The following is a 19,456-nucleotide window of genomic DNA, read 5'->3' as shown; positions in this document are numbered from 1 at the left end:
GATCCTTACGCCTTTGAGGCTAATTCTTCAATCGTGTGGAACTGGTTGGTATAGATACAGATATCGCCGGCAATACTTAACGATTTCTCGACAATATCCCGCGCACCTAACTCCGTATTTTCCAGTAACGCGCGAGCGGCAGCCTGCGCATAGGGACCGCCGGAACCGATGGCGATCAAATCATTTTCCGGCTGTACGACATCGCCATTACCGGTAATAATCAGTGATGCATTTTCATCCGCCACGGCCAGCAACGCTTCCAGCCGGCGCAGCATACGATCGGTACGCCAATCTTTCGCCAGTTCTACGGCGGCTTTCACAAGATGCCCCTGATGCATTTCCAGCTTGCGCTCAAAAAGTTCGAATAGGGTAAATGCGTCTGCCGTACCGCCGGCAAAACCGGCGATAACGCGATCGTTATAAAGACGCCGCACTTTTCGCACGTTGCCTTTCATCACGGTGTTTCCCAGCGTGGCCTGCCCATCGCCGCCGATGACCACGTGGCCGTTGCGGCGTACACTTACAATTGTTGTCACGAGTAAATCCCCGTTACCGAATAAAAAGACCCCCGCGGTTGGCGGGGCGTATTGAATTTATAGATGGGGGAGGGGGCGGGATTTTTCAACCCCCGCTGGCAAGCGGGATACAGCTGGACGTCCCGGCATCCTTAAGACGCTGGATCATTTTGTCGGCGGCCGCACGATTATTATAGGGGCCCAGCATGATCCGGTTCCATCCGCCGTTGGAGGCGATCCGGCTTTCAATGCCGGCAAAAGCCAATTGCGCTCTTACCGACTCGGCAGGCTCCATGCTTTTGAATGAGCCGCACTGCACAATCCAGCGTTGCGTTTTTTCCGGCTTAGGCGTCTCAGGTTGTTTTACGGCTTCCTGCTTCGGCGCGACCGGTGCGATCGGCGTCGCCGCGACCGGCGCGCGTGAAACCGGCGCCGGTGTTTCCGTCGGCGGTTTGATGATTACCTGTGAACGCGGCACCTGGATCTGATCGTTATAAGGCACCTCAGAGAGCTGCGTCGGCTGGCGGCGCATATCGGACTGCATCTGCTCCAGCAGTTGGCGCTGTTCGTCAGTCAACTGTACCGGCGACTGAACCTCTCCTCCGGCGGAGGGTTCGGTGGGGGAAGGAACGCCAAGCTGGCGGTTTTCCAGCTCTTTAATGTAACGCCAACGCTCCTCCGGCTTGGGAGGCAATCCGTTCCCTTTCCCCATACTTTGATGTGGCAATACCGGCGACTCTTCCGGTTTATTATGGGCGATAAAATACAACCCGCCCGCAAAGGTGACCAAAACGGCGACAGCGAGAGCTATCATGATTTTGGACGTTCCTGACGTGTTGCTCTTTCTCCGGCCGGTCGTCTTTTTCCGGCGCGTGCCTGAGCGCCCCCGGCTGACATAGTCTCTTTGTGCCACTGTCGTTTCGCTGTGAATTGAATATTGAATAAAGTAATTAGGAGGCCATGTTACTGAACCCTAAAATATTTGACCAGCACCAGAAGTCTTAAAGCCGGCTACGGGAATAATTCAGCGCCGCGGTGCTCTCGCGTATCACCAGCTCGCTGGCCAGCAGTCGGGAGCCGGTATGAACCCTGTGCCCGTGGAGTTGCTCTAATAGTAGCAGCATTGCTTCGCGTCCGATCTGATAACGTGGTTGCGCCACTGTGGTTAACGGCGGCGAGCAATATAGCGCTTGCTCGATATCATCAAAACCGACCACGGAGATATCATGCGGTATATCCAGTCCCATTTTTTTCGCCTGCGACAGTACGCCAAGCGCCATGATGTCGCTATGACAAAAAATAGCGCTGGGGGGCAGAGGGTGCTTCATCAGCGCGATTAAGCCGTTCACCCCGGTTTCATAACTAAAATCGCCCCGGATAATATATTGATTATCAATGGTTATGCCGCTGCGACGCAATGCCTGCACATAACCTTGCAAGCGGTATTGGCTCAGGTGCATATGCTCTGGCCCGGCAATACAGGCGATGCGTTGATGACCCAATTGATGCAAATAGTGCACAGCCTCAAAGGCGGCCGTCAGATTATCAATATGTACGGTCGGCAATTCCAACTCAGGCGAAAACTCATTGGCCATCACCATCGGCGGCAGGTTCCGCTGCTCTTCTTTGCCCGCATCGAACGGTAGGTTGGAGCCCAGCAGCAGCATACCGTCAATCTGTTTGGTAATGATTAAGTCGACAAAGGTTTTCTCTTTCTGGCGCTGGTGGGCGCAATCGCCTATCAGCACCAGATAGCCGTGTTCGGCCGCGGTTTCTTCGATTCCTCTGAATATCTCTGAAAAATAAGGATCGCAGATGTCCGGTACAATGGTCAAAATGGTGCGTGATTCATTGCGCTTAAGGTTTCGCGCCAACGAATGGGGAGAATATCCCACGGCAATAACCGCGTGTTCTACTTTTTTTCGTGTTGTTGCGGATACTTTTTCCGGATTCATCAACGTACGGGATACGGTTGCCGTTGACACGCCGGCCTTATCCGCCACGTCTTTCATCGTCGCGGTGGTAACGGTTCTCTTCTGCTCCAACGCTTTTCTCCTTGCGTCAGCGTAAACTGGCGCTATCAGCCCGGGTTGTCTGTTTCCCCTTCAGCTGTGGTGACTAACCATCATTCATCAATGACAGCGCTCGTTATGTTTCGTATTTATTGTTGCCATTCTTGTCAGCATACTGCTTTCGCGAACAGTCTTAACAGATTGAGCGCAATTTTCATTGCTTAATTTGCATAGAAAATGTGACAGATGTCAGTTTCTCGATGCGGTTCGCAATAGCGGCAGCGTTGGACACGCTAACTGTCCGTTGGGTCGACATCCAGCACCCACTTCACTTTACGTGACTGCGGCAGCGTGTTGATTAACGGGATTGATGTTCTTACCAGGCGTTGTAACAGAGACCGTGAGGGATGTTGCAACAGCAACTGCCAGCGAAAGCGGCCTGCGCGTTTGGGTTGTAATGCCGGCACCGGGCCGAGCAACCAGAGTGATTCATCCCGCAGCGGGCTGCTTTCCAGCAGATTCCTCAGCTGTTGCAGGAACAGCGCCGCCTGCTGATTATCATGATCGGCGGCGCGAAACAAAATATGGTTGGTGAATGGCGGCAGAAAAACGCTCTGTCTCTCTTTCAACGTTTGACCGGCAAAGGCGTCATAGCCTTGTTGCAGCAGGATTTGCAGCAAAGGATGTTCCGGATGATGGGTCTGCAACACCACTTCTCCCGCTTTCCCCGCCCGGCCCGCGCGCCCTGAAACCTGCGTATAGAGTTGGGCGAAACGCTCGGCGGCGCGAAAGTCGGCGGAAAACAGCGAGCTGTCCACATCCAGCAGCGCAACCAGTGTCACATTGGGAAAATGGTGGCCTTTTGCCAGCATCTGCGTACCGATAAGGATGCGGGCGCCGCCTTGCCTCACCTGTGACAACTGTTGTTCGAGCGCGCCTTTGCGGCTGGTGGTGTCGCGATCGATACGCGTAATCGGTATTTGCGGAAACAACGGCGTCAGCACCTGTTCCAGCCGTTCGGTTCCCATACCGACCGGAACCAGATTGGTTGAACCGCACTGCGGGCACTGATCCGGCACCGGGCGGTGGCTATCGCAATGATGGCAGCTCAGTATATGCTGCTGCTGATGCAGCGTGTAATAGTGATCGCAACGCGGGCATTCCGCAATCCAGCCGCACTCATGGCACATCACCACCGGGGCGAAACCGCGCCGGTTCAGAAATAAAATCACCTGGTTATCCTGAGCCAGATGATGCCGGATGCGGGTGATTAACGGCTGTGACAGTCCGGCGGTAAGCGGCTGGCCTTTTAAATCAAGAATATGCTGGCTGGCCAGTCTGGCGTTCCCCGGCCGTTTGCTGAGCGTCAACTGCCGGTATTTACCCATCTGTACGTTATACAGCGTTTCCAGCGCCGGCGTGGCGGTGCCCATGACTATCGGAATATTTTCTTCTCTGGCGCGGAATACGGCCAGATCGCGTGCATGGTAACGCCAGCCTTCCTGCTGTTTGTAGGAACTGTCATGCTCTTCATCGATCACGATCAGGCCCAGGCGGGCAAAGGGCGTAAACAGGGCGGAGCGGGTGCCGATGACGATGGCCGTCTCGCCCGAGCGGGCGTTCAGCCAGACGGCAAGCCGCTCGCTGTCATTCAGACCGGAATGCAACACGTCGACCGGCGCATTGAAGCGTTCGCGAAAGCGGGCAATGGTCTGCGGCGTCAGGCCGATTTCCGGAACCAGCACCAATGCCTGTTTTCCCTCCGCCAGCACGTTTTCCAGCACGCTGAGATAAACCTCCGTTTTCCCTGAACCGGTAATCCCCGCCAGCAGCCAGGCGGCAAAATGGTTATCTTCACTGCGGATCGCTCCCACGGCGGTGGCCTGTTCGGTATTCAGACGCAGGCGCTCGCCCGAAATGCTGAAATTTTCACGCCAGTCGCGCACCGCTTGTTCGGCGGCTTTTAAATCGCACAGTCCCTTTTTACGCAAAGCCTGTAACGCCGTTTCCGTCAGGTCGGTTTCGCTGACCTGATGGCGATAAAGCGGAGCCTGAAATAATGCCGCCATCGCCTGTTGCTGTTTCGGCGCGCGTTTCAGCGTATCCAGCGGCGTCGCTTTACCCTGTTCCGTGGCGAACCATTGCCACAGCGGCGCGCGGTGCGCCGGCTTTCCCTGACGCAGCAGAATGGGTAAAGCATGAAACAACACTTCCCCGATCGGGTAGTGATAGTAGTCCGCCGCCCACAGTAAAATGCGCCACAGGCTGGGCGGAAACAGCGGTTGCTGGTCGAGAATGGCGTGCAGCGGTTTGAGCTGTTCCATCGGCAACTCGCTGGACTCGCTGAGTGCGACGATAATGCCGATCGTCCTGCGGTTTCCGAAAGACACGCTAACGCGTACGCCCGCCTGGGGGGCAACGCCCGCGGGGAGGATATAATCGAATGTACGTGCTAACGGCACGGCGAGTGCGACCTGAGCGACAGTCATGACTTCTCCGGCTGGGATCAGAATATGGCGATTTTAACCAACCGCGGCATAGGCGTGAAATAGCGCAAAGCGCTAGTGTACATGTTGCGCAGGATAATGTGTGGATGCGATTGCATCGGGTGGTTAGTTTCTGTATGATTCGCCGCCATTATACTGCATTGTATAATGGTTGAAGCATTCGACTTCTTACTCAACTTTCGTGTGGTGTCTGGCGGAACAGGGCTGGATAGCGACACGGCCTTAACAGAGGTTTCCCATGAAAAAAGGTATTCACCCGAATTATGTTGAAGTTACGGCAACATGCTCTTGCGGTAACGTCATCAAAACCCACTCTACCGTGGGCCACGACCTGAACCTGGACGTTTGTGGCGCTTGCCACCCGTTCTATACCGGCAAACAACGCGTTGTTGACACCGGTGGTCGTGTTGAGCGCTTCAACAAGCGTTTCAGCGTACCGGGCGCCAAAAAATAAGTTTTTTACCCGGCGAGCGGTAAAGATAACAAAGGCACCTCGGGGTGCCTTTGTTGTTTCTCATCCGTCTGTTTTAATCAGTCATTCCAATACCAAAAAACACCGCCAATGCGCCCGGTGTAATCATTTACGTCTACGTCGCCGCTCAGTATTCCCAGGTATCCGGGTTGATCCCCATTTCCCGCATGATGATTTTGGCTTCTTCTGGAATTTCATCACTACGTTCTTTACGCAGATCCTCATCGTTGGGCAGCGGCTGGCCGGTGAAGGCGTGTAAAAAGGCTTCACACAGCAGCTCGCTGTTGGTTGCGTGACGCAGGTTGTTAACCTGACGCCGGGTCCGCTCATCGGTTAGTATCTTTAATACTTTCAGCGGAATAGATACGGTGATTTTCTTCACCTGTTCGCTTTTTTTACCGTGTTCAGCGTAGGGGCTGACATACTCGCCGTTCCACTCAGCCATGGGATACCTTAAAAATTAGTCGTAATGGAGATATACCCGTTATCTTTCAGATTGACGGCGCGTGGGCTTTCCGCATCCTGAAATCTATTGGGTGTAGCATCTGTCATGAAATACCACGATTCTAGCGGTTATTACGCTTATGCTCAATCTATACGCAAAGAAGTTTAGAAGTCTAGATGTATTGACGTCCAAGTCAACTGAGTTTACTCTTGAGTTCCTATCTTCAGCCTCCAGCCAGGAAAAGAGCAGATGACGCGTAAACAGGCAACGATCGCAGTTCGCAGCGGATTAAATAACGATGAACAGTATGGCTGCGTTGTTCCCCCCATTCATCTTTCCAGCACCTATAACTTTACCGGGTTTAATCAGCCAAGAACGCATGATTACTCTCGCCGGGGCAATCCTACCCGCGATGTCGTTCAGCGCGCGCTGGCCGAACTGGAAGGCGGTGCGGGTGCGGTCATGACCAGCAGCGGCATGTCGGCCATTATGCTGGTATGTACGGTTTTTCTGCGTCCCGGCGACCTGCTTGTCGCGCCGCATGATTGCTATGGCGGCAGCTATCGCCTGTTCGACAGTTTAGACAAACGGGGCGCTTTCCGCGTCAAGTTTGTCGATCAGGGAGATGAAGCGGCCCTCAACGCGGCGTTGGAAGAGAAGCCAAAACTGGTGCTGGTGGAAAGTCCCAGCAATCCCCTGCTGCGCGTGGTGGATATCGCCGCTATTTGCCAGGCGGCGCGCGCCGCGGGCGCCATCAGTCTGGTGGATAACACCTTCCTGAGTCCCGCGTTGCAGCAGCCGCTGGCTCTGGGGGCGGATTTGGTGGTGCACTCCTGCACTAAATACCTGAACGGTCATTCCGACGTGGTGGCGGGAGCGGTGATTGCCCGCGATCCGGAAACGGTAACCGAACTTGCCTGGTGGGCCAACAATATTGGCGTAACCGGCGCCGCGTTTGATAGTTATCTTCTGCTGCGCGGCCTGCGGACGTTGTCTCCGCGTGTGGCGGCGGCGCAGAAAAATGCGCTACAGTTGGTTGAGTATTTACAGCAACAGCCGCTGGTGAAAAAATTATATCATCCCTCACTGCCGCAGAATCCCGGCCACGAGATAGCCTGTCGTCAGCAATCCGGGTTTGGCGCGATGCTCAGTTTTGAACTGGACGGCGATGAAGACACTCTGCGTCGTTTCCTTGAATCGCTGGAGTTCTTCACGCTGGCCGAGTCGCTGGGTGGGGTGGAAAGCCTTATTTCCCATGCCGCGACGATGACCCATGCCGGTATGGCGCCGGAAGCGCGCGCCGCTGCGGGGATTTCCGAAACGTTATTGCGTATTTCAACCGGTATTGAAGACGGTGATGATCTTGTTGCCGATCTGGATCGTGCATTTCAGGCCGCAGCGAAGAGGTAAGAATGAGTGCATCAGGAGTAGCGGGAACGGTAACTGGCCGGCAACTGCATAAGTTTGGTGGAAGTAGCCTGGCTGATGTGAAGTGTTATCAGCGCGTCGCCGGTATTATGGCCGAATACAGCCGGCCCGGCGATTTAATGGTGGTTTCCGCCGCCGGCGGCACCACTAACCAGCTCATCAGCTGGTTAAAGCTGAGTCAAAGCGATCGACTGTCGGCGCATCAGGTTCAGCAGGCGTTGCGGCGCTATCAGAGCGACCTGATCGCCGGGTTATTACCTCCCGAGGCGGCTAACCCCCTGACGACCCAATTTATCCGCGATCTGGAGCGTTTAGCGACGCTTCTGGATGGCAAAATCAGCGAGGCCGTGTATGCCGAAGTGGTGGGGCACGGCGAGATCTGGTCGGCCCGTCTGATGTCCGCGCTGCTCAACCATCTGGATATGCAAGCGTCCTGGCTGGACGCGCGTGACTTTCTGCGTGCGGAGCGAGCGGCGCAGCCGCAGGTGGATGAAGGGCGTTCCTGGCCTTTGCTGCAACAGCGTCTGACCCAGCATGTGGGGCAGCGTCTGGTGGTTACCGGGTTTATCTGTCGTAACGATGCCGGTGAAACGGTATTGCTGGGACGCAATGGCAGCGACTATTCCGCGACGCAAATCGGTGCGTTGGCCGGCGTTGAACGTGTGACCATCTGGAGTGATGTCGCCGGGGTTTACAGCGCGGATCCGCGAAAAGTTAAGGATGCCTGTCTGCTGCCGCTGCTGCGGCTGGATGAGGTCAGCGAACTGGCGCGATTGGCCGCGCCGGTGCTGCATACCCGCACGTTACAGCCGGTATCCGGCAGCGATATCGATCTGCAACTGCGTTGCAGTTACCAGCCGGAACAGGGTTCTACCCGTATCGAGCGCGTACTGGCCTCCGGTACGGGGGCCAAAATCGTCACCAGCCATGATGACGTTTGTCTGATTGAAGTTCAGGTGCCGACGGAACATGACTTCTCTCTGATACAAAAAGAGATTGAACAGCTACTGAATCGCGCGCAGATAAAACCGTTGGCGACGGGGATCCATCACGATCGCAACCTGCTGCAACTGTGCTACACCTCTGAGGTGGTCGATAGCGCCTGGCGGTTACTCAACCAGGCTGCGGCGCCCGCGCGATTAACGATGCGCGAAGGGTTGGCGCTGGTGGCGATGGTGGGCGCCGGCGTCTGCAAAAATCCTTTGCATAGTCACCGCTTTTACCAGCAATTGAAAGATCAGCCGACCGAGTTTATCTGGCAGTCGGAAGATGGCATCAGTCTGGTGGCTGTGCTGCGCGTCGGGCCGACAGAACACCTGATCCGCGGGCTGCATCATTCGTTGTTCCGGGCGGAAAAGCGCATTGGTCTGGTATTGTTCGGCAAGGGAAATATCGGTTCCCGCTGGCTGGAGCTGTTCGCCCGCGAGCAGACCAATATTTCCGCCCGCACCGGGTTTGAGTTTATTCTCGCCGGCGTGGTGGACAGTACCCGCAGTTTGTTGAATTACGACGGTCTGGATGCCAGCCGGGTATTAGCCTTTTTTGAGAATGAAGCGCGGGAGCATGATGGCGAAGATCTGTTCCTGTGGATGCGCGCGCATCCGTTTGACGATTTAGTGGTGCTGGATGTGACCGCCAGCGAGTCGGTTGCCGATTTATACCTTGATTTCGCCAGCTACGGTTTCCATGTGATCAGCGCGAATAAGCTGGCGGGCGCTTCCGGCGGCAATAATTATCGCCAGATCCGGGATGCTTTCGCCAAAACCGGCCGCCACTGGTTATACAACGCCACTGTCGGCGCGGGCTTGCCGGTGAACTTTGCCGTCAGGGATCTGCGGGAAAGCGGCGATAGTATTCTGGCGATCAGCGGCATTTTCTCTGGCACGCTGTCGTGGCTATTCCTGCAATTTGATGGTTCAGTGCCGTTCACCGAGCTGGTCGATCAGGCCTGTCAGCAAGGATTGACGGAACCCGATCCGCGCGTCGACCTGTCAGGTCAGGATGTCATGCGTAAGCTGGTGATCCTGGCGCGTGAGGCCGGATATGAAATTGAACCGAGCCAGGTTCGTGTTGAATCACTGGTTCCGGCGGGGGGAGAGCAAGGTTCCGTCGATCAATTCTTTGAGAATGGCGAATCGCTGAATGAGCAGATGCTGCAACGATTGGAGGCGGCGCAGGAAATGGGGCTGGTCTTGCGTCATGTCGCCCGCTTTGACAGCAACGGTAAGGCCCGCGTCGGCGTTGAGGCGGTAAGACCCGATCACCCGCTGGCGTCGTTGTTGCCGTGCGATAACGTATTTGCCATTGAAAGCCGCTGGTATCGGGATAATCCGCTGGTAATCCGCGGCCCGGGCGCCGGACGGGATGTAACGGCCGGGGCTATCCAGTCGGATTTAAATCGTCTGGCGCAGCTGCTTTAAGGCCAATGATCACGGCGGTAACGAGCGACTCGCCGTTCGTTGCCGCCGTCGCGCGCCATCATGAATATCCTTCACGTTACATGAGTAATCATCACCGTCTATCCCGATTAAAAGCATTGACTCTTTAGGCAGATTGCGTCATTTTCTATATAGACGTCTAAACGTATAGACGTTTGCAAATAATAATCACGGCAACGGTTGATGGGGTGGCAGGATGAGTTTTTTTCACGCAAACCAGCGGGAAGCGCTGAATCAAAGTCTCGCGGAACTACAGGGACAAATTAATGTTTCATTTGAGTTTTTCCCACCGCGCACCAATGAAATGGAAAAAACGCTGTGGAATTCCATTGACCGTCTGAGCAGCCTCAAGCCGAAGTTTGTTTCCGTCACCTACGGAGCGAATTCTGGTGAGCGTGACCGTACTCATAGCATCATTAAGACGATTAAAGAACGCACGGGTCTGGAAGCGGCGCCGCATCTTACCTGCATTGACGCATCTCGCGACCATCTGCGTGAAATCGCGCAAGATTACTGGCAGAGCGGTATTCGACATATCGTGGCGTTGCGCGGAGATTTACCTGAAGGCGGCGGCAAACCGAAAATGTATGCTGCCGATTTAGTCTCGCTGCTAAAAGAAGTCGGCGACTTTGATATTTCCGTTGCGGCCTACCCGGAAGTACACCCAGAGGCCAAAAGCGCTCAGGCTGACCTGATCAATCTGAAGCGTAAAATCGACGCCGGCGCTAATCGGGCGATCACCCAGTTCTTTTTTGATGTGGAAAGCTACCTCCGTTTTCGTGACCGCTGCGTTTCCACCGGCATTGATGTCGAGATCGTGCCCGGTATCCTGCCCGTATCCAACTTCAAGCAGTTACAGCGCTTCGCCACCCTGACTAACGTTCGTGTGCCGAACTGGATGACGGCGATGTTTGACGGTCTGGATAATGATCCTGAGACCCGTAAAATGGTCGGCGCATCCATAGCTATGGATATGGTGAAAATCCTGAGCCGTGAAGGAGTAAAAGATTTCCACTTCTATACCCTCAATCGCGCTGAATTGAGCTACGCGATTTGTCATACGTTGGGCGTGCGCCCCGCTATCGCCTGAACGGGATGAATGAAAACCCTGCGGCGGCAGGGTTTCACGCCGCTGAAAAATCTCCCTGGCTCCATCCTGCTTGCACTGAACCGTCCTTTCGCGCTCCACCCCGGATAATACCTCCTTTCACCGAGTAAAAATCCAAAGTTGGTTTTTACCATCGGCATATTCATGCCATTATTGAGTTCACTTTTTCGTCGCGCATGAATGCGATATATGCGCATGTTGGCCTGTTTTCCCGGCATTCATCACAAATGCGTTGTTAATCGAAATACACAAAATGCTATCAATGCCAAATTGCTTGAATACGTCTGCTAACTCGTTATAGCGTGACGGATAGCGGGAAGCGTTGGCCGATGAATCGAAAACCATGACGGTTTATTACTGAACAACTCGCTGTTCTGACCGCATTTCATTGAGCGCTCTGACGCTTAGGAAGTCATTGGCGGCGGTTCCTGACTGATAGACACGGACTCGACCTATTAATAGTAAAATATTGTTTTATTTAGGTAGAAATAAATAGATATGCTTCGATGGAAGGTATTATTTACTTTAGATATTGATAGGGATAATCTCTCGTTGCCACTCTATCTATCGTTGTTTGCTATCATGATAAGGAGAATAATAAATGAATATTCGGGATTTAGAGTATTTGGTGGCGTTAGCAGAACATCGTCATTTTCGACGTGCCGCGGATTCTTGCCACGTTAGTCAGCCAACACTCAGTGGACAAATCCGTAAGTTGGAAGATGAATTAGGGGTTATGCTGCTGGAACGAACCAGTAGAAAAGTCCTGTTTACCCAGGCCGGTTTATTGCTGGTTGAACAGGCTCGCACCGTATTACGCGAGGTGAAAGTATTGAAAGAGATGGCCAGCCAGCAGGGCGAAACGATGTCGGGGCCGTTGCATATCGGCCTGATCCCGACAGTCGGCCCCTACCTGCTGCCGCAAATCATTCCGATGTTGCACCGTACGTTCCCCAAGCTCGAAATGTATCTGCATGAAGCACAGACCCATCAGCTTTTGGCGCAACTGGACAGCGGCAAGCTGGATTGCGCCATATTGGCGCTGGTGAAAGAGTCCGAAGCCTTTATCGAAGTGCCCTTGTTTGATGAGCCGATGAAGCTGGCCATTTATCAGGATCACCCCTGGGCGAATCGGGAACGGGTGGCGATGGCCGATCTGGCCGGTGAAAAACTACTGATGCTGGAGGACGGGCATTGTCTGCGCGATCAGGCAATGGGGTTCTGTTTTCAGGCCGGCGCCGACGAAGATACGCATTTCCGCGCGACCAGCCTGGAAACGCTGCGCAACATGGTGGCGGCAGGCAGCGGGATCACGCTGTTGCCATCGCTATCGGTGCCGCATGAGCGCGAGCGCGACGGCGTTTGCTATTTGACCTGCTATAAACCCGAGCCGAAGCGCACCATTGCACTGGTTTATCGCCCCGGCTCGCCGCTGCGCGGACGCTATGAACAATTGGCCGATACCATCCGCGAGCATATGCAAGTTTATATGGAATCCGTGTCAAAACAGGCGGTTTAACCCGTTTAGCGCCGCAACCCGGTAGGCTTCTGCCATGGTTGGATAATTGAAGGTAGTATTAACGAAGTATTCGATAGTATTACCTTCACCTTTCTGTTCCATAATCGCCTGCCCGATATGAATAATTTCCGCCGCTCGCTCGCCAAAGCAGTGGATCCCCAGTATTTTTTTCGTTTCCCGATGAAATAAGATCTTCAGGCTTCCCACGTTCATTCCGACAATCTGCGCGCGCGCCAGATGCTTGAACTGCGCGCGGCCTACTTCATAAGGTACTTTCATTGCCGTGAGCTGCTGCTCGGTTTTCCCCACGGAACTGATTTCAGGAATGGTATAAATCCCGGTGGGAATATCTTCAATCAAATGGGCGCTGGCATCGCCTTTGATGATGGCCTGGGCGGCAAGGCGACCTTGATCGTAAGCAGCGGAGGCCAGACTGGGATAGCCGATGACGTCGCCGACGGCGTAAATGTGCGCCAGCCCGGTCTGATACATGCTGTTGACGCTGAGTTGCCCGCGGCTGTCGGTGCTCAGGCCGATTTGTTCCAGACCGAGTGTTTCGGTGTTGCCGGTGCGACCGTTGGCGTACAACAGGCAATCGGCCTTCATCTTTTTACCTGACTTGAGGTTAACGACGACCCCGTTATCCACGCCCTCAATGTTTTCAAATTCTTCGTTATGGCGGATCACCACGCCGTTGTTCCAGAAATGATAAGACAGAGCGTCCGACATCTCCTGATCGAGAAAGGCCAGCAGGCGATCGCGGGTATTGATCAGATCAACTTTGACGTTAAGACCACGGAAAATGGACGCGTACTCACAGCCAATTACCCCCGCCCCGTAGATGATGACGTGCCGAGGTTCGTGATCGAGTTGCAGTATGGAATCGCTGTCGTAGATTCGGGCGTGGTTGAAGTCGACTTCTGCCGGATGGTAGGGGCGCGAACCTGTGGCAATAATGATATTGGCCGCGGTCAGCGTATCGTGGGTATTGTCCGGGTAATGAATGGCAAGGGTATGCGCATCAATAAACCGCGCCTCGCCAGAGAACAGGTCGCACTGATTACGTTCGTAAAATCCCTGACGCATTTGGGTTTGTTGGCCGATAACGCTGTCTGCGTGGCGAAGAATGTCGGCGAATGAAGAGCTGATAACGCGGGCGTTATCGCTGTATAGCGGGTTTTGGTTGAATTCAATAATACGGCTGACGGCATGGCGCAGCGCTTTGGAGGGAATCGTTCCCCAATGGGTGCAACCGCCGCCGACATTATAGTGCCGTTCAATCACCGCTATTTTTGCGCCCTGTTTGGCTAACCCCATGGCGGCGCCTTCACCGCCGGGCCCGGAACCGATAACGATGGCGTCATAATCGAATTGCTGTTGCATAGTCATAGTAGGGGAAACCTGGGTTATACAAAACAATAACGTAATTGTAACATCTGCCGTAAAGGAACCCAATCATCCTTATTGTTATTATGGAAAGCGGTTATCACATTTTTAATATGACAAACTTTGTCTCAGTATGCTGACAATAAAGTTTGCTATAGTGCCTTTCTGGAAAGGAAAGCAGATGATTTAGGCAGGATAATGGGTGTCAGAGCACAACAAAAAGAACGGACTCGTCGTTCCCTTATTGAGGCGGCGTTCAGCCAGTTAAGCGCTGAACGCAGTTTTGCCAGCCTGAGTTTACGCGAAGTCGCGCGTGAAGCCGGTATCGCGCCCACCTCTTTCTACCGTCACTTCCGTGACGTGGATGAGCTGGGGCTGACGATGGTGGATGAAAGCGGGCTCATGTTGCGTCAGTTGATGCGTCAGGCACGGCAGCGGATTGCCAAAAGCGGCAGCGTAATAAAAACATCCGTTTCAACCTTTATGGAGTTCATTGGTAATAACCCAAATGCTTTCAGGCTGTTATTACGTGAGCGCTCGGGAACTTCCGCCGCATTTCGTGCGGCGGTGGCCCGTGAGATCCAGCATTTTATCGCTGAACTGGCGGACTATCTGGAAGTCGAAAATCATATCCCGCGTAGTTTTGCGGAAGCGCAGTCGGAAGCGATGGTCACCATTGTTTTCAGCGCCGGGGCGGAGGCGCTGGATGTCGGCCTGGAACAGCGGAGGCAGTTGGAGGAGCGGTTGGTATTGCAACTGCGTATGATTTCTAAAGGCGCTTACTACTGGTATCGCAAAGAGCAGGACAACACATCCGGTACGTCGTAAATTTTAGGTGTAGACAGGCATGAGAAAGGAAAGGCCATGACAGAACAACCTCATCATCATCGGGAAAAAGGTACGCTGCTTCTGGCGCTGGTCGCCGGTTTGTCGGTTAACGGCTCATTTGCGGCGTTGTTCAGCACCCTCGTTCCTTTTTCGATATTCCCCCTGATTGCGCTGGTCTTATCCGTATATTGTCTGCACCAGCGTTATATGCACCACAGCATGCCGGAAGGTATTCCTATGCTGGCGGCCGCCTGTTTCTTGTTAGGATTGTTACTCTATAGCGCGATTGTACGTGTTGAGTACCCCGCCATCGGCTCAAACTTTGTTCCCTCGATTCTTTGCGTGGCGTTGGTATTCTGGATTGGTCTTAAGCTGAGGGGCCGTAAATCAGCCGAAGAGCGCGAGCCGCCCGAATTATGAACACAGGCGGTTGAGACCGCCTGCATGACAACGATTACCGGCGTTGCTCCAACAGCACGCCGCACTCCATGTGGTGGGTGTAGGGGAATTGGTCAAACAGCGATAACTGGCTGATTTTATGGGTTTCAGTCAGCGTCTCCAGATTTTGGCACAACGTTTCCGGGTTGCAGGAAATGTAGAGAATACGCGGATAAGCTTGTACCAGTTTGACCGTTTCTGTATCCAGCCCGCTGCGCGGCGGGTCGACGAAAATGGTTTCGCAGCGATAGCCCGTCAGATCAATGCCTTGTAAACGCTTAAACTGACGCACTCCGTTCATCGCTTGCGTAAATTCTTCCGCCGCCATGCGGATAATCTGCACGTTATCAATATGATTGGCGGCAATGTTATATTGCGCCGCAGCCACCGAAGGCTTGGCGATTTCGGTCGCCAGAACGCGATCAAAATTGCGCGCCAGCGCCAGTGAGAAGTTCCCGTTACCGCAGTACAACTCCAGCAAATCACCGGTTGCGCCTTCAGTGGCTTTCAACGCCCATTCCAGCATTTGAATATTCATCGCCGCGTTAGGCTGGGTGAAGCTGTTTTCCACCTGGCGATAAACCATATTCCGTCCTGCGACGGGCAGACATTCGTCTACATAATCCCGATCCAGACAAATTTTGGTTTTTGTCGCTCGCCCAATAAGCTGGAGCTGAAAACCCTGTGAGCGTAACGCGTCCCGCAGCGTGCTGGCATGCTGTCGCCATTCGTCATTCAACGCCCGGTGATATAACAGGGAAACCACCACTTCGCCGCTTAATGTGGAAAGATAGTCAATCTGAAACAGCTTCTGGCGCAGGATCGGATTGGGCCGTAATGCGGCAATCAGCAGCGGCATCAGTCGGTTAATCAACTCGCTGGCCGCAGGAAATTGATCGACCCGGATACGCTGCTTGGTCTGCTGATCGAACATAATGTGGTAGAGATCGTCACCATCATGCCAGATACGAAACTCGGCGCGCATCCGGTAATGGCTGGTTGGGGAACGGAAAACGGCCGGCGCCGGCGCATCAAACTGCGCCATCATCCCGCACAGACGTTCCGTTTTTTGTGTGAGTTGGTCGTCGTACTGATCGATGGGCAGGGTTTCTGGCGTCATGGTTTTCTCGTCTGAACGGCATCTAAAAGGGTTTTATTGGCCGGAATTGTAGGGAATCCGGTCGGGATGTCCAGTTTTGTCGCGCGAACGGTTGGTCGTGAAATGGAAGTCTAGACATCTGCGTAAGGCGATCATAGCATGGTCGTCCGGCCTCGCAATCTGAGTTAAAAGGGAATCCAGTGTGAATCTGGAGCTGACGCGCAGCGGTAAGGGTAGCCTGAACGATAGCATTTATGCAGACACTGTCTTTTGAAGATGGGAAGTCATCGCTCTTTGTTGTTCCACCATGTCTGTTTTGCATCATGGTAACAACGGCCCCAAGCCCGAAGACCTGCCGGTATACGTCGCAGTGACCATGATCATCGCGTGCTATTCATCATGGTAATGCGGCATCCTTATCTATGGTTGGATGCTCGATTCATGTTTAATAAAACCATGCTGCTGACGGCGCTCTCTGTTACAGCTTTTTCCGCCTGGGCGCAAGACAATAATTCACCGCAAGAGAATGCCGAAGAACTGGTCGTTACGGCGAACCGGTTCCCTCAACCTGTTTCCTCCGTTCTCGCGCCAATCGATATCGTTACCCGTGACGATATCGAGCGTTGGCAGGCGAAAAGCCTGACTGACGTAATGCGTCGTCTGCCCGGGGTGGATATTGCGCAAAATGGGGGGCGGGGGCAGTCAAGTTCAATATTTATCCGCGGAACCAATTCAAGCCATGTACTTGTCTTGATTGATGGTATTCGCATGTCTTCTCCGGGGGTTACCGGTAGTGTGGATTTCAATCAGATTCCGATGTCGCTGATCCAGCGTATCGAGTATATCCGCGGACCTCGCTCAGCCGTTTATGGTTCTGACGCCATCGGGGGAGTCATCAACATTATTACCGAACACGGTCAGGACGGCGGAAGGTTAAACGCGGGCTATGGTTCACATGCTTACCAGAACTATGACGGCGCCGTGCGCGGACATGTGGGCGACGATACTATCGTCAGCGTGGCGGGAAGTTATGAAGCGACCCATGGATTCAATGTGTATCCTTCCTCGCCGTCGACAATTGATAGGGATGACGATGGCTATCGCAGCAAATCCTTCTGGGGCATGCTTGAACAGCGTTTTTCCGAGAACGCCTCCGGCTTTTTCCGTGCTTATGGCTATGATAACAACACGGATTATGACCTCGCCTCCGCCTATCCGGGTAATGATAAGCGCTATTTGAATACGCGAAATTATGATGCCGGATTGAAATTCAACGAGGGAATATATTCCAGTCAGTTAATCGCCAGTTACCAAACGTACGACGATCTGAATTTCAACGATTTAATCGGGAAATATAACGGCACGATTACGCAGATTGAACAGCGTAGCCTGCAGTGGGGTAACGTGTTTAATCTCGGAAACGGCAGCCTGAGCGTCGGGGCCGACTGGCGTAATGAACGGGCTCAACCGGGTGGCACGTCCGCATATACGCAAGCCCAGAGCCGCGATAACACCGGTATATACCTTACTACTCAGCAACAGTTTGGTTCCGTAACGCTGGAAGGCTCGGTTCGGGGCGATGACAATCAACAGTATGGCCGACACGGTACCTGGCAGACAGGCGCGGCATGGGAATTTATTGAAGGCTATCGGGTTATCGGCTCTTACGGCACGGCGTTTAAAGCGCCAACGTTTGACAAGATATATGACACGGCGTACTCGCAAGGAAACGCCAATTTATCGCCTGAAGAAAGCAAACAGTGGGAAATTGGGCTGGAGGGGCTGAGCGGTCCTGTGAACTGGCGCGTTTCCGGATATCGTAATGAAGTTGATAATCTCATCAACTATCGCTCCATCAGCGCGACAACGGGCACATACGACAATATTGGCAAGGCGGTGATGACGGGAGCGGAATTTACCGCTGCCTACGATACAGGGTGGTTGTCGCATAGCGTCACTCTGGAATATTTGGACGCCAAGGATAAAACCACCAACAAAGCGTTGGCCCGACGGGCTCACAAGAAAGCGAAATACGAGCTTTCCACTACGCTGGACAAGGTAAATTGGTCTCTGACATGGATATATCAAGGTTCGCGTCCCGATACCAATTATGATGTTTTTCCCGCTCAACCCATAACGCTGGGCGGGTATAGCACGTGGGATCTCGCCGCCTCATATCCCGTCACCTCTCAGCTAACGGTTCGTGGTAGAATCGCCAACCTGTTTGATAAAGATTATGAGACGGCATATGGCTACCGAACGGCAGGACGAGAATATTATCTCACCGGAAGCTATACTTTCTGACCTGCCAGCCCGTCCCACTATTCTGGTATTTGACTCCGGTGTGGGCGGGTTGTCTGTTTACAATGAGATTCGGCAGTTGTTGCCGGATCTCCACTATATCTACGCATTCGACAATGAAGCGTTTCCCTACGGCGAAAAACCGCAGCAGTTCATTATCGAACGCGTCGTTGAAATTGTTACCGCGGTTCAGCAACGTCACCAGCTGGCGCTGGTAGTCATTGCCTGTAATACCGCCAGCACCATTTCTCTCCCGGCCTTGCGGGAGCGATTCGCTTTTCCGGTCGTCGGCGTGGTGCCTGCCGTTAAGCCTGCCGCCAAACTGACGCGTAACGGTATTGTTGGTCTGCTGGCTACGCGGGCCACTGTGCAACGGTCTTATACGCATGAGCTTATCGCTCGATTCGCCAATGACTGCCAGATACTTTTACTTGGGTCTTCCGAACTGGTTGAACTGGCTGAAGCTAAGCTGCAAGGGGAAATGATCCCGATAGAAGAGTTGCGGAAAACCCTGCGTCCGTGGCTGCGTTTACCGGAGCCTCCCGATACGGTTGTGCTCGGCTGTACACATTTCCCGTTATTAACGAATGAACTGCAACTAGCTTTACCTGACGGCACCCGGTTTGTGGATTCAGGCGCAGCGATTGCGAGAAGAACCGTATGGCTGGTGGCGAATCTTGAACAGCCGCCGCTCTCGACAGAAAAGAACCTAGTGTATTGTCTGAAGATCACGCCTAATGTCGCCACGCTTTGGCCGGTATTACAGCGTTATGGTTTTTATTCGCTGGAAAAACTGCCGCTTTAATACAGTTATGGATAAATAGTAGGCGGTTGGTCGCTTTTTTGCATTTAGCGCTTGTAAGCCGCGGGGAAGTGCCTATAATGCGCCTCCACTGACACGGCAACGGCGGTTACGCGGTTGGGGTGACGGTAAGGAGTCAGGCAATAATCACTTGACTT

At 53.6% G+C, this 19,456-nt stretch carries 16 protein-coding genes and 1 riboswitch; of the genes, 9 read left to right on the top strand and 7 right to left on the bottom strand.

Features of this window, described 5'->3' with window-relative positions; genetic code table 11:
* Positions 1-5: 5 nt before the first annotated feature.
* The 4 genes from hslV to priA form a co-directional block, all read right to left on the bottom strand.
* Positions 6-536 carry an ATP-dependent protease subunit HslV gene (hslV, locus tag JG725_RS09375; RefSeq protein WP_172290446.1) on the bottom strand — a complete coding sequence of 177 codons (531 nt, stop codon included), beginning with the start codon at positions 534-536 and terminating at the stop codon, positions 6-8.
* 85 nt (positions 537-621) lie between these two features.
* Positions 622-1,428: a cell division protein FtsN gene (ftsN, locus tag JG725_RS09370; protein WP_199377756.1), complete on the bottom strand. Its 807-nt coding sequence runs from the start codon at positions 1,426-1,428 to the stop codon at positions 622-624.
* Positions 1,429-1,516: 88 nt separating this feature from the next.
* Positions 1,517-2,527 carry a DNA-binding transcriptional regulator CytR gene (gene cytR / locus JG725_RS09365; RefSeq protein WP_370541637.1) on the bottom strand — a complete coding sequence of 337 codons (1,011 nt, stop codon included), beginning with the start codon at positions 2,525-2,527 and terminating at the stop codon, positions 1,517-1,519.
* Between the two features lie 293 nt (positions 2,528-2,820).
* Positions 2,821-5,016 carry a primosomal protein N' gene (gene priA, locus JG725_RS09360; RefSeq protein ID WP_172290443.1) on the bottom strand — a complete coding sequence of 732 codons (2,196 nt, stop codon included), beginning with the start codon at positions 5,014-5,016 and terminating at the stop codon, positions 2,821-2,823.
* A 256-nt stretch (positions 5,017-5,272) separates the two neighbouring features.
* Here priA and rpmE point away from each other — a divergent pair, with 256 nt between their 5' ends.
* On the top strand, positions 5,273-5,488 hold the full coding sequence (gene rpmE / locus JG725_RS09355; RefSeq protein ID WP_172290442.1) for a 50S ribosomal protein L31: 216 nt from the start codon (positions 5,273-5,275) through the stop codon (positions 5,486-5,488).
* 145 nt (positions 5,489-5,633) lie between these two features.
* Here the strand turns inward: rpmE and metJ are convergent, their stop codons facing one another.
* Positions 5,634-5,951 (bottom strand): met regulon transcriptional regulator MetJ, encoded by a 318-nt coding sequence (gene metJ / locus JG725_RS09350; RefSeq protein ID WP_121574058.1) that lies wholly within the window; start codon positions 5,949-5,951, stop codon positions 5,634-5,636.
* Positions 5,952-6,200: 249 nt separating this feature from the next.
* Between metJ and metB the strand changes: the two genes are divergently transcribed.
* From metB to oxyR, 4 genes are all read left to right on the top strand, one after another.
* The gene (metB, locus tag JG725_RS09345; protein ID WP_172290441.1) at positions 6,201-7,361 is read left to right on the top strand and encodes a cystathionine gamma-synthase; all 1,161 of its coding nucleotides are present in this window, start codon (positions 6,201-6,203) and stop codon (positions 7,359-7,361) included.
* Positions 7,362-7,363: 2 nt separating this feature from the next.
* Positions 7,364-9,799, top strand: a complete 2,436-nt coding sequence (locus JG725_RS09340) for a bifunctional aspartate kinase/homoserine dehydrogenase II (protein ID WP_199377754.1) — start codon at positions 7,364-7,366, stop codon at positions 9,797-9,799.
* Positions 9,800-10,013: 214 nt separating this feature from the next.
* The gene (gene metF, locus JG725_RS09335; protein ID WP_172290439.1) at positions 10,014-10,907 is read left to right on the top strand and encodes a methylenetetrahydrofolate reductase; all 894 of its coding nucleotides are present in this window, start codon (positions 10,014-10,016) and stop codon (positions 10,905-10,907) included.
* Positions 10,908-11,526: 619 nt separating this feature from the next.
* Complete coding sequence (gene oxyR, locus JG725_RS09330; RefSeq protein WP_172290438.1) at positions 11,527-12,444, top strand: DNA-binding transcriptional regulator OxyR; 918 nt, start codon at positions 11,527-11,529, stop codon at positions 12,442-12,444.
* On the opposite strand, the gene sthA is transcribed toward oxyR, so the two are convergent.
* On the bottom strand, positions 12,427-13,827 hold the full coding sequence (gene sthA / locus JG725_RS09325; protein ID WP_172290654.1) for a Si-specific NAD(P)(+) transhydrogenase: 1,401 nt from the start codon (positions 13,825-13,827) through the stop codon (positions 12,427-12,429). The genes oxyR and sthA overlap by 18 nt on opposite strands.
* 198 nt (positions 13,828-14,025) lie before the next feature.
* On the opposite strand from sthA, the gene fabR reads away from it, so the two are divergent.
* Both fabR and JG725_RS09315 read left to right on the top strand, forming a co-directional pair.
* Complete coding sequence (gene fabR / locus JG725_RS09320) at positions 14,026-14,658, top strand: HTH-type transcriptional repressor FabR (protein WP_172290653.1); 633 nt, start codon at positions 14,026-14,028, stop codon at positions 14,656-14,658.
* Between the two features lie 36 nt (positions 14,659-14,694).
* Positions 14,695-15,078, top strand: coding sequence for a YijD family membrane protein (locus JG725_RS09315; RefSeq protein ID WP_172290437.1), 384 nt, complete (start codon positions 14,695-14,697; stop codon positions 15,076-15,078).
* 34 nt (positions 15,079-15,112) lie between these two features.
* Here the strand turns inward: JG725_RS09315 and trmA are convergent, their stop codons facing one another.
* Complete coding sequence (gene trmA / locus JG725_RS09310; RefSeq protein ID WP_199377752.1) at positions 15,113-16,216, bottom strand: tRNA (uridine(54)-C5)-methyltransferase TrmA; 1,104 nt, start codon at positions 16,214-16,216, stop codon at positions 15,113-15,115.
* 130 nt (positions 16,217-16,346) lie between these two features.
* Positions 16,347-16,570: riboswitch (cobalamin riboswitch) on the top strand.
* 66 nt (positions 16,571-16,636) lie between these two features.
* Between trmA and btuB the strand changes: the two genes are divergently transcribed.
* Together btuB and murI are read left to right on the top strand one after the other, a co-directional pair.
* Positions 16,637-18,499 (top strand): TonB-dependent vitamin B12 receptor BtuB, encoded by a 1,863-nt coding sequence (btuB, locus tag JG725_RS09305; RefSeq protein WP_199377750.1) that lies wholly within the window; start codon positions 16,637-16,639, stop codon positions 18,497-18,499.
* The gene (murI, locus tag JG725_RS09300; protein ID WP_199377748.1) at positions 18,444-19,301 is read left to right on the top strand and encodes a glutamate racemase; all 858 of its coding nucleotides are present in this window, start codon (positions 18,444-18,446) and stop codon (positions 19,299-19,301) included. The genes btuB and murI overlap by 56 nt, the downstream gene beginning before the upstream one ends.
* Positions 19,302-19,456: the final 155 nt, after the last annotated feature.

Source organism: Brenneria sp. L3-3C-1 (assembly GCF_016456245.1).
GTDB lineage: Bacteria > Pseudomonadota > Gammaproteobacteria > Enterobacterales > Enterobacteriaceae > Brenneria.
This window is presented reverse-complemented; position numbering and strand designations above follow the sequence as displayed.

Bases quoted from the DNA above. Each gene is read 5' to 3' on its own strand.
- cytR (WP_370541637.1), bottom strand. From the start codon at position 2,527: ATGAAAGACGTGGCGGATAAGGCCGGCGTGTCAACGGCAACCGTATCC.
- rpmE (WP_172290442.1), top strand. From the start codon at position 5,273: ATGAAAAAAGGTATTCACCCGAATTATGTTGAAGTTACGGCAACATGC.
- priA (WP_172290443.1), bottom strand. From the start codon at position 5,016: ATGACTGTCGCTCAGGTCGCACTCGCCGTGCCGTTAGCACGTACATTC.
- trmA (WP_199377752.1), bottom strand. From the start codon at position 16,216: ATGACGCCAGAAACCCTGCCCATCGATCAGTACGACGACCAACTCACA.
- metF (WP_172290439.1), top strand. From the start codon at position 10,014: ATGAGTTTTTTTCACGCAAACCAGCGGGAAGCGCTGAATCAAAGTCTC.
- metJ (WP_121574058.1), bottom strand. From the start codon at position 5,951: ATGGCTGAGTGGAACGGCGAGTATGTCAGCCCCTACGCTGAACACGGT.
- btuB (WP_199377750.1), top strand. From the start codon at position 16,637: ATGTTTAATAAAACCATGCTGCTGACGGCGCTCTCTGTTACAGCTTTT.
- JG725_RS09315 (WP_172290437.1), top strand. From the start codon at position 14,695: ATGACAGAACAACCTCATCATCATCGGGAAAAAGGTACGCTGCTTCTG.
- murI (WP_199377748.1), top strand. From the start codon at position 18,444: ATGGCTACCGAACGGCAGGACGAGAATATTATCTCACCGGAAGCTATA.
- JG725_RS09340 (WP_199377754.1), top strand. From the start codon at position 7,364: ATGAGTGCATCAGGAGTAGCGGGAACGGTAACTGGCCGGCAACTGCAT.
- oxyR (WP_172290438.1), top strand. From the start codon at position 11,527: ATGAATATTCGGGATTTAGAGTATTTGGTGGCGTTAGCAGAACATCGT.
- sthA (WP_172290654.1), bottom strand. From the start codon at position 13,827: ATGCAACAGCAATTCGATTATGACGCCATCGTTATCGGTTCCGGGCCC.
- metB (WP_172290441.1), top strand. From the start codon at position 6,201: ATGACGCGTAAACAGGCAACGATCGCAGTTCGCAGCGGATTAAATAAC.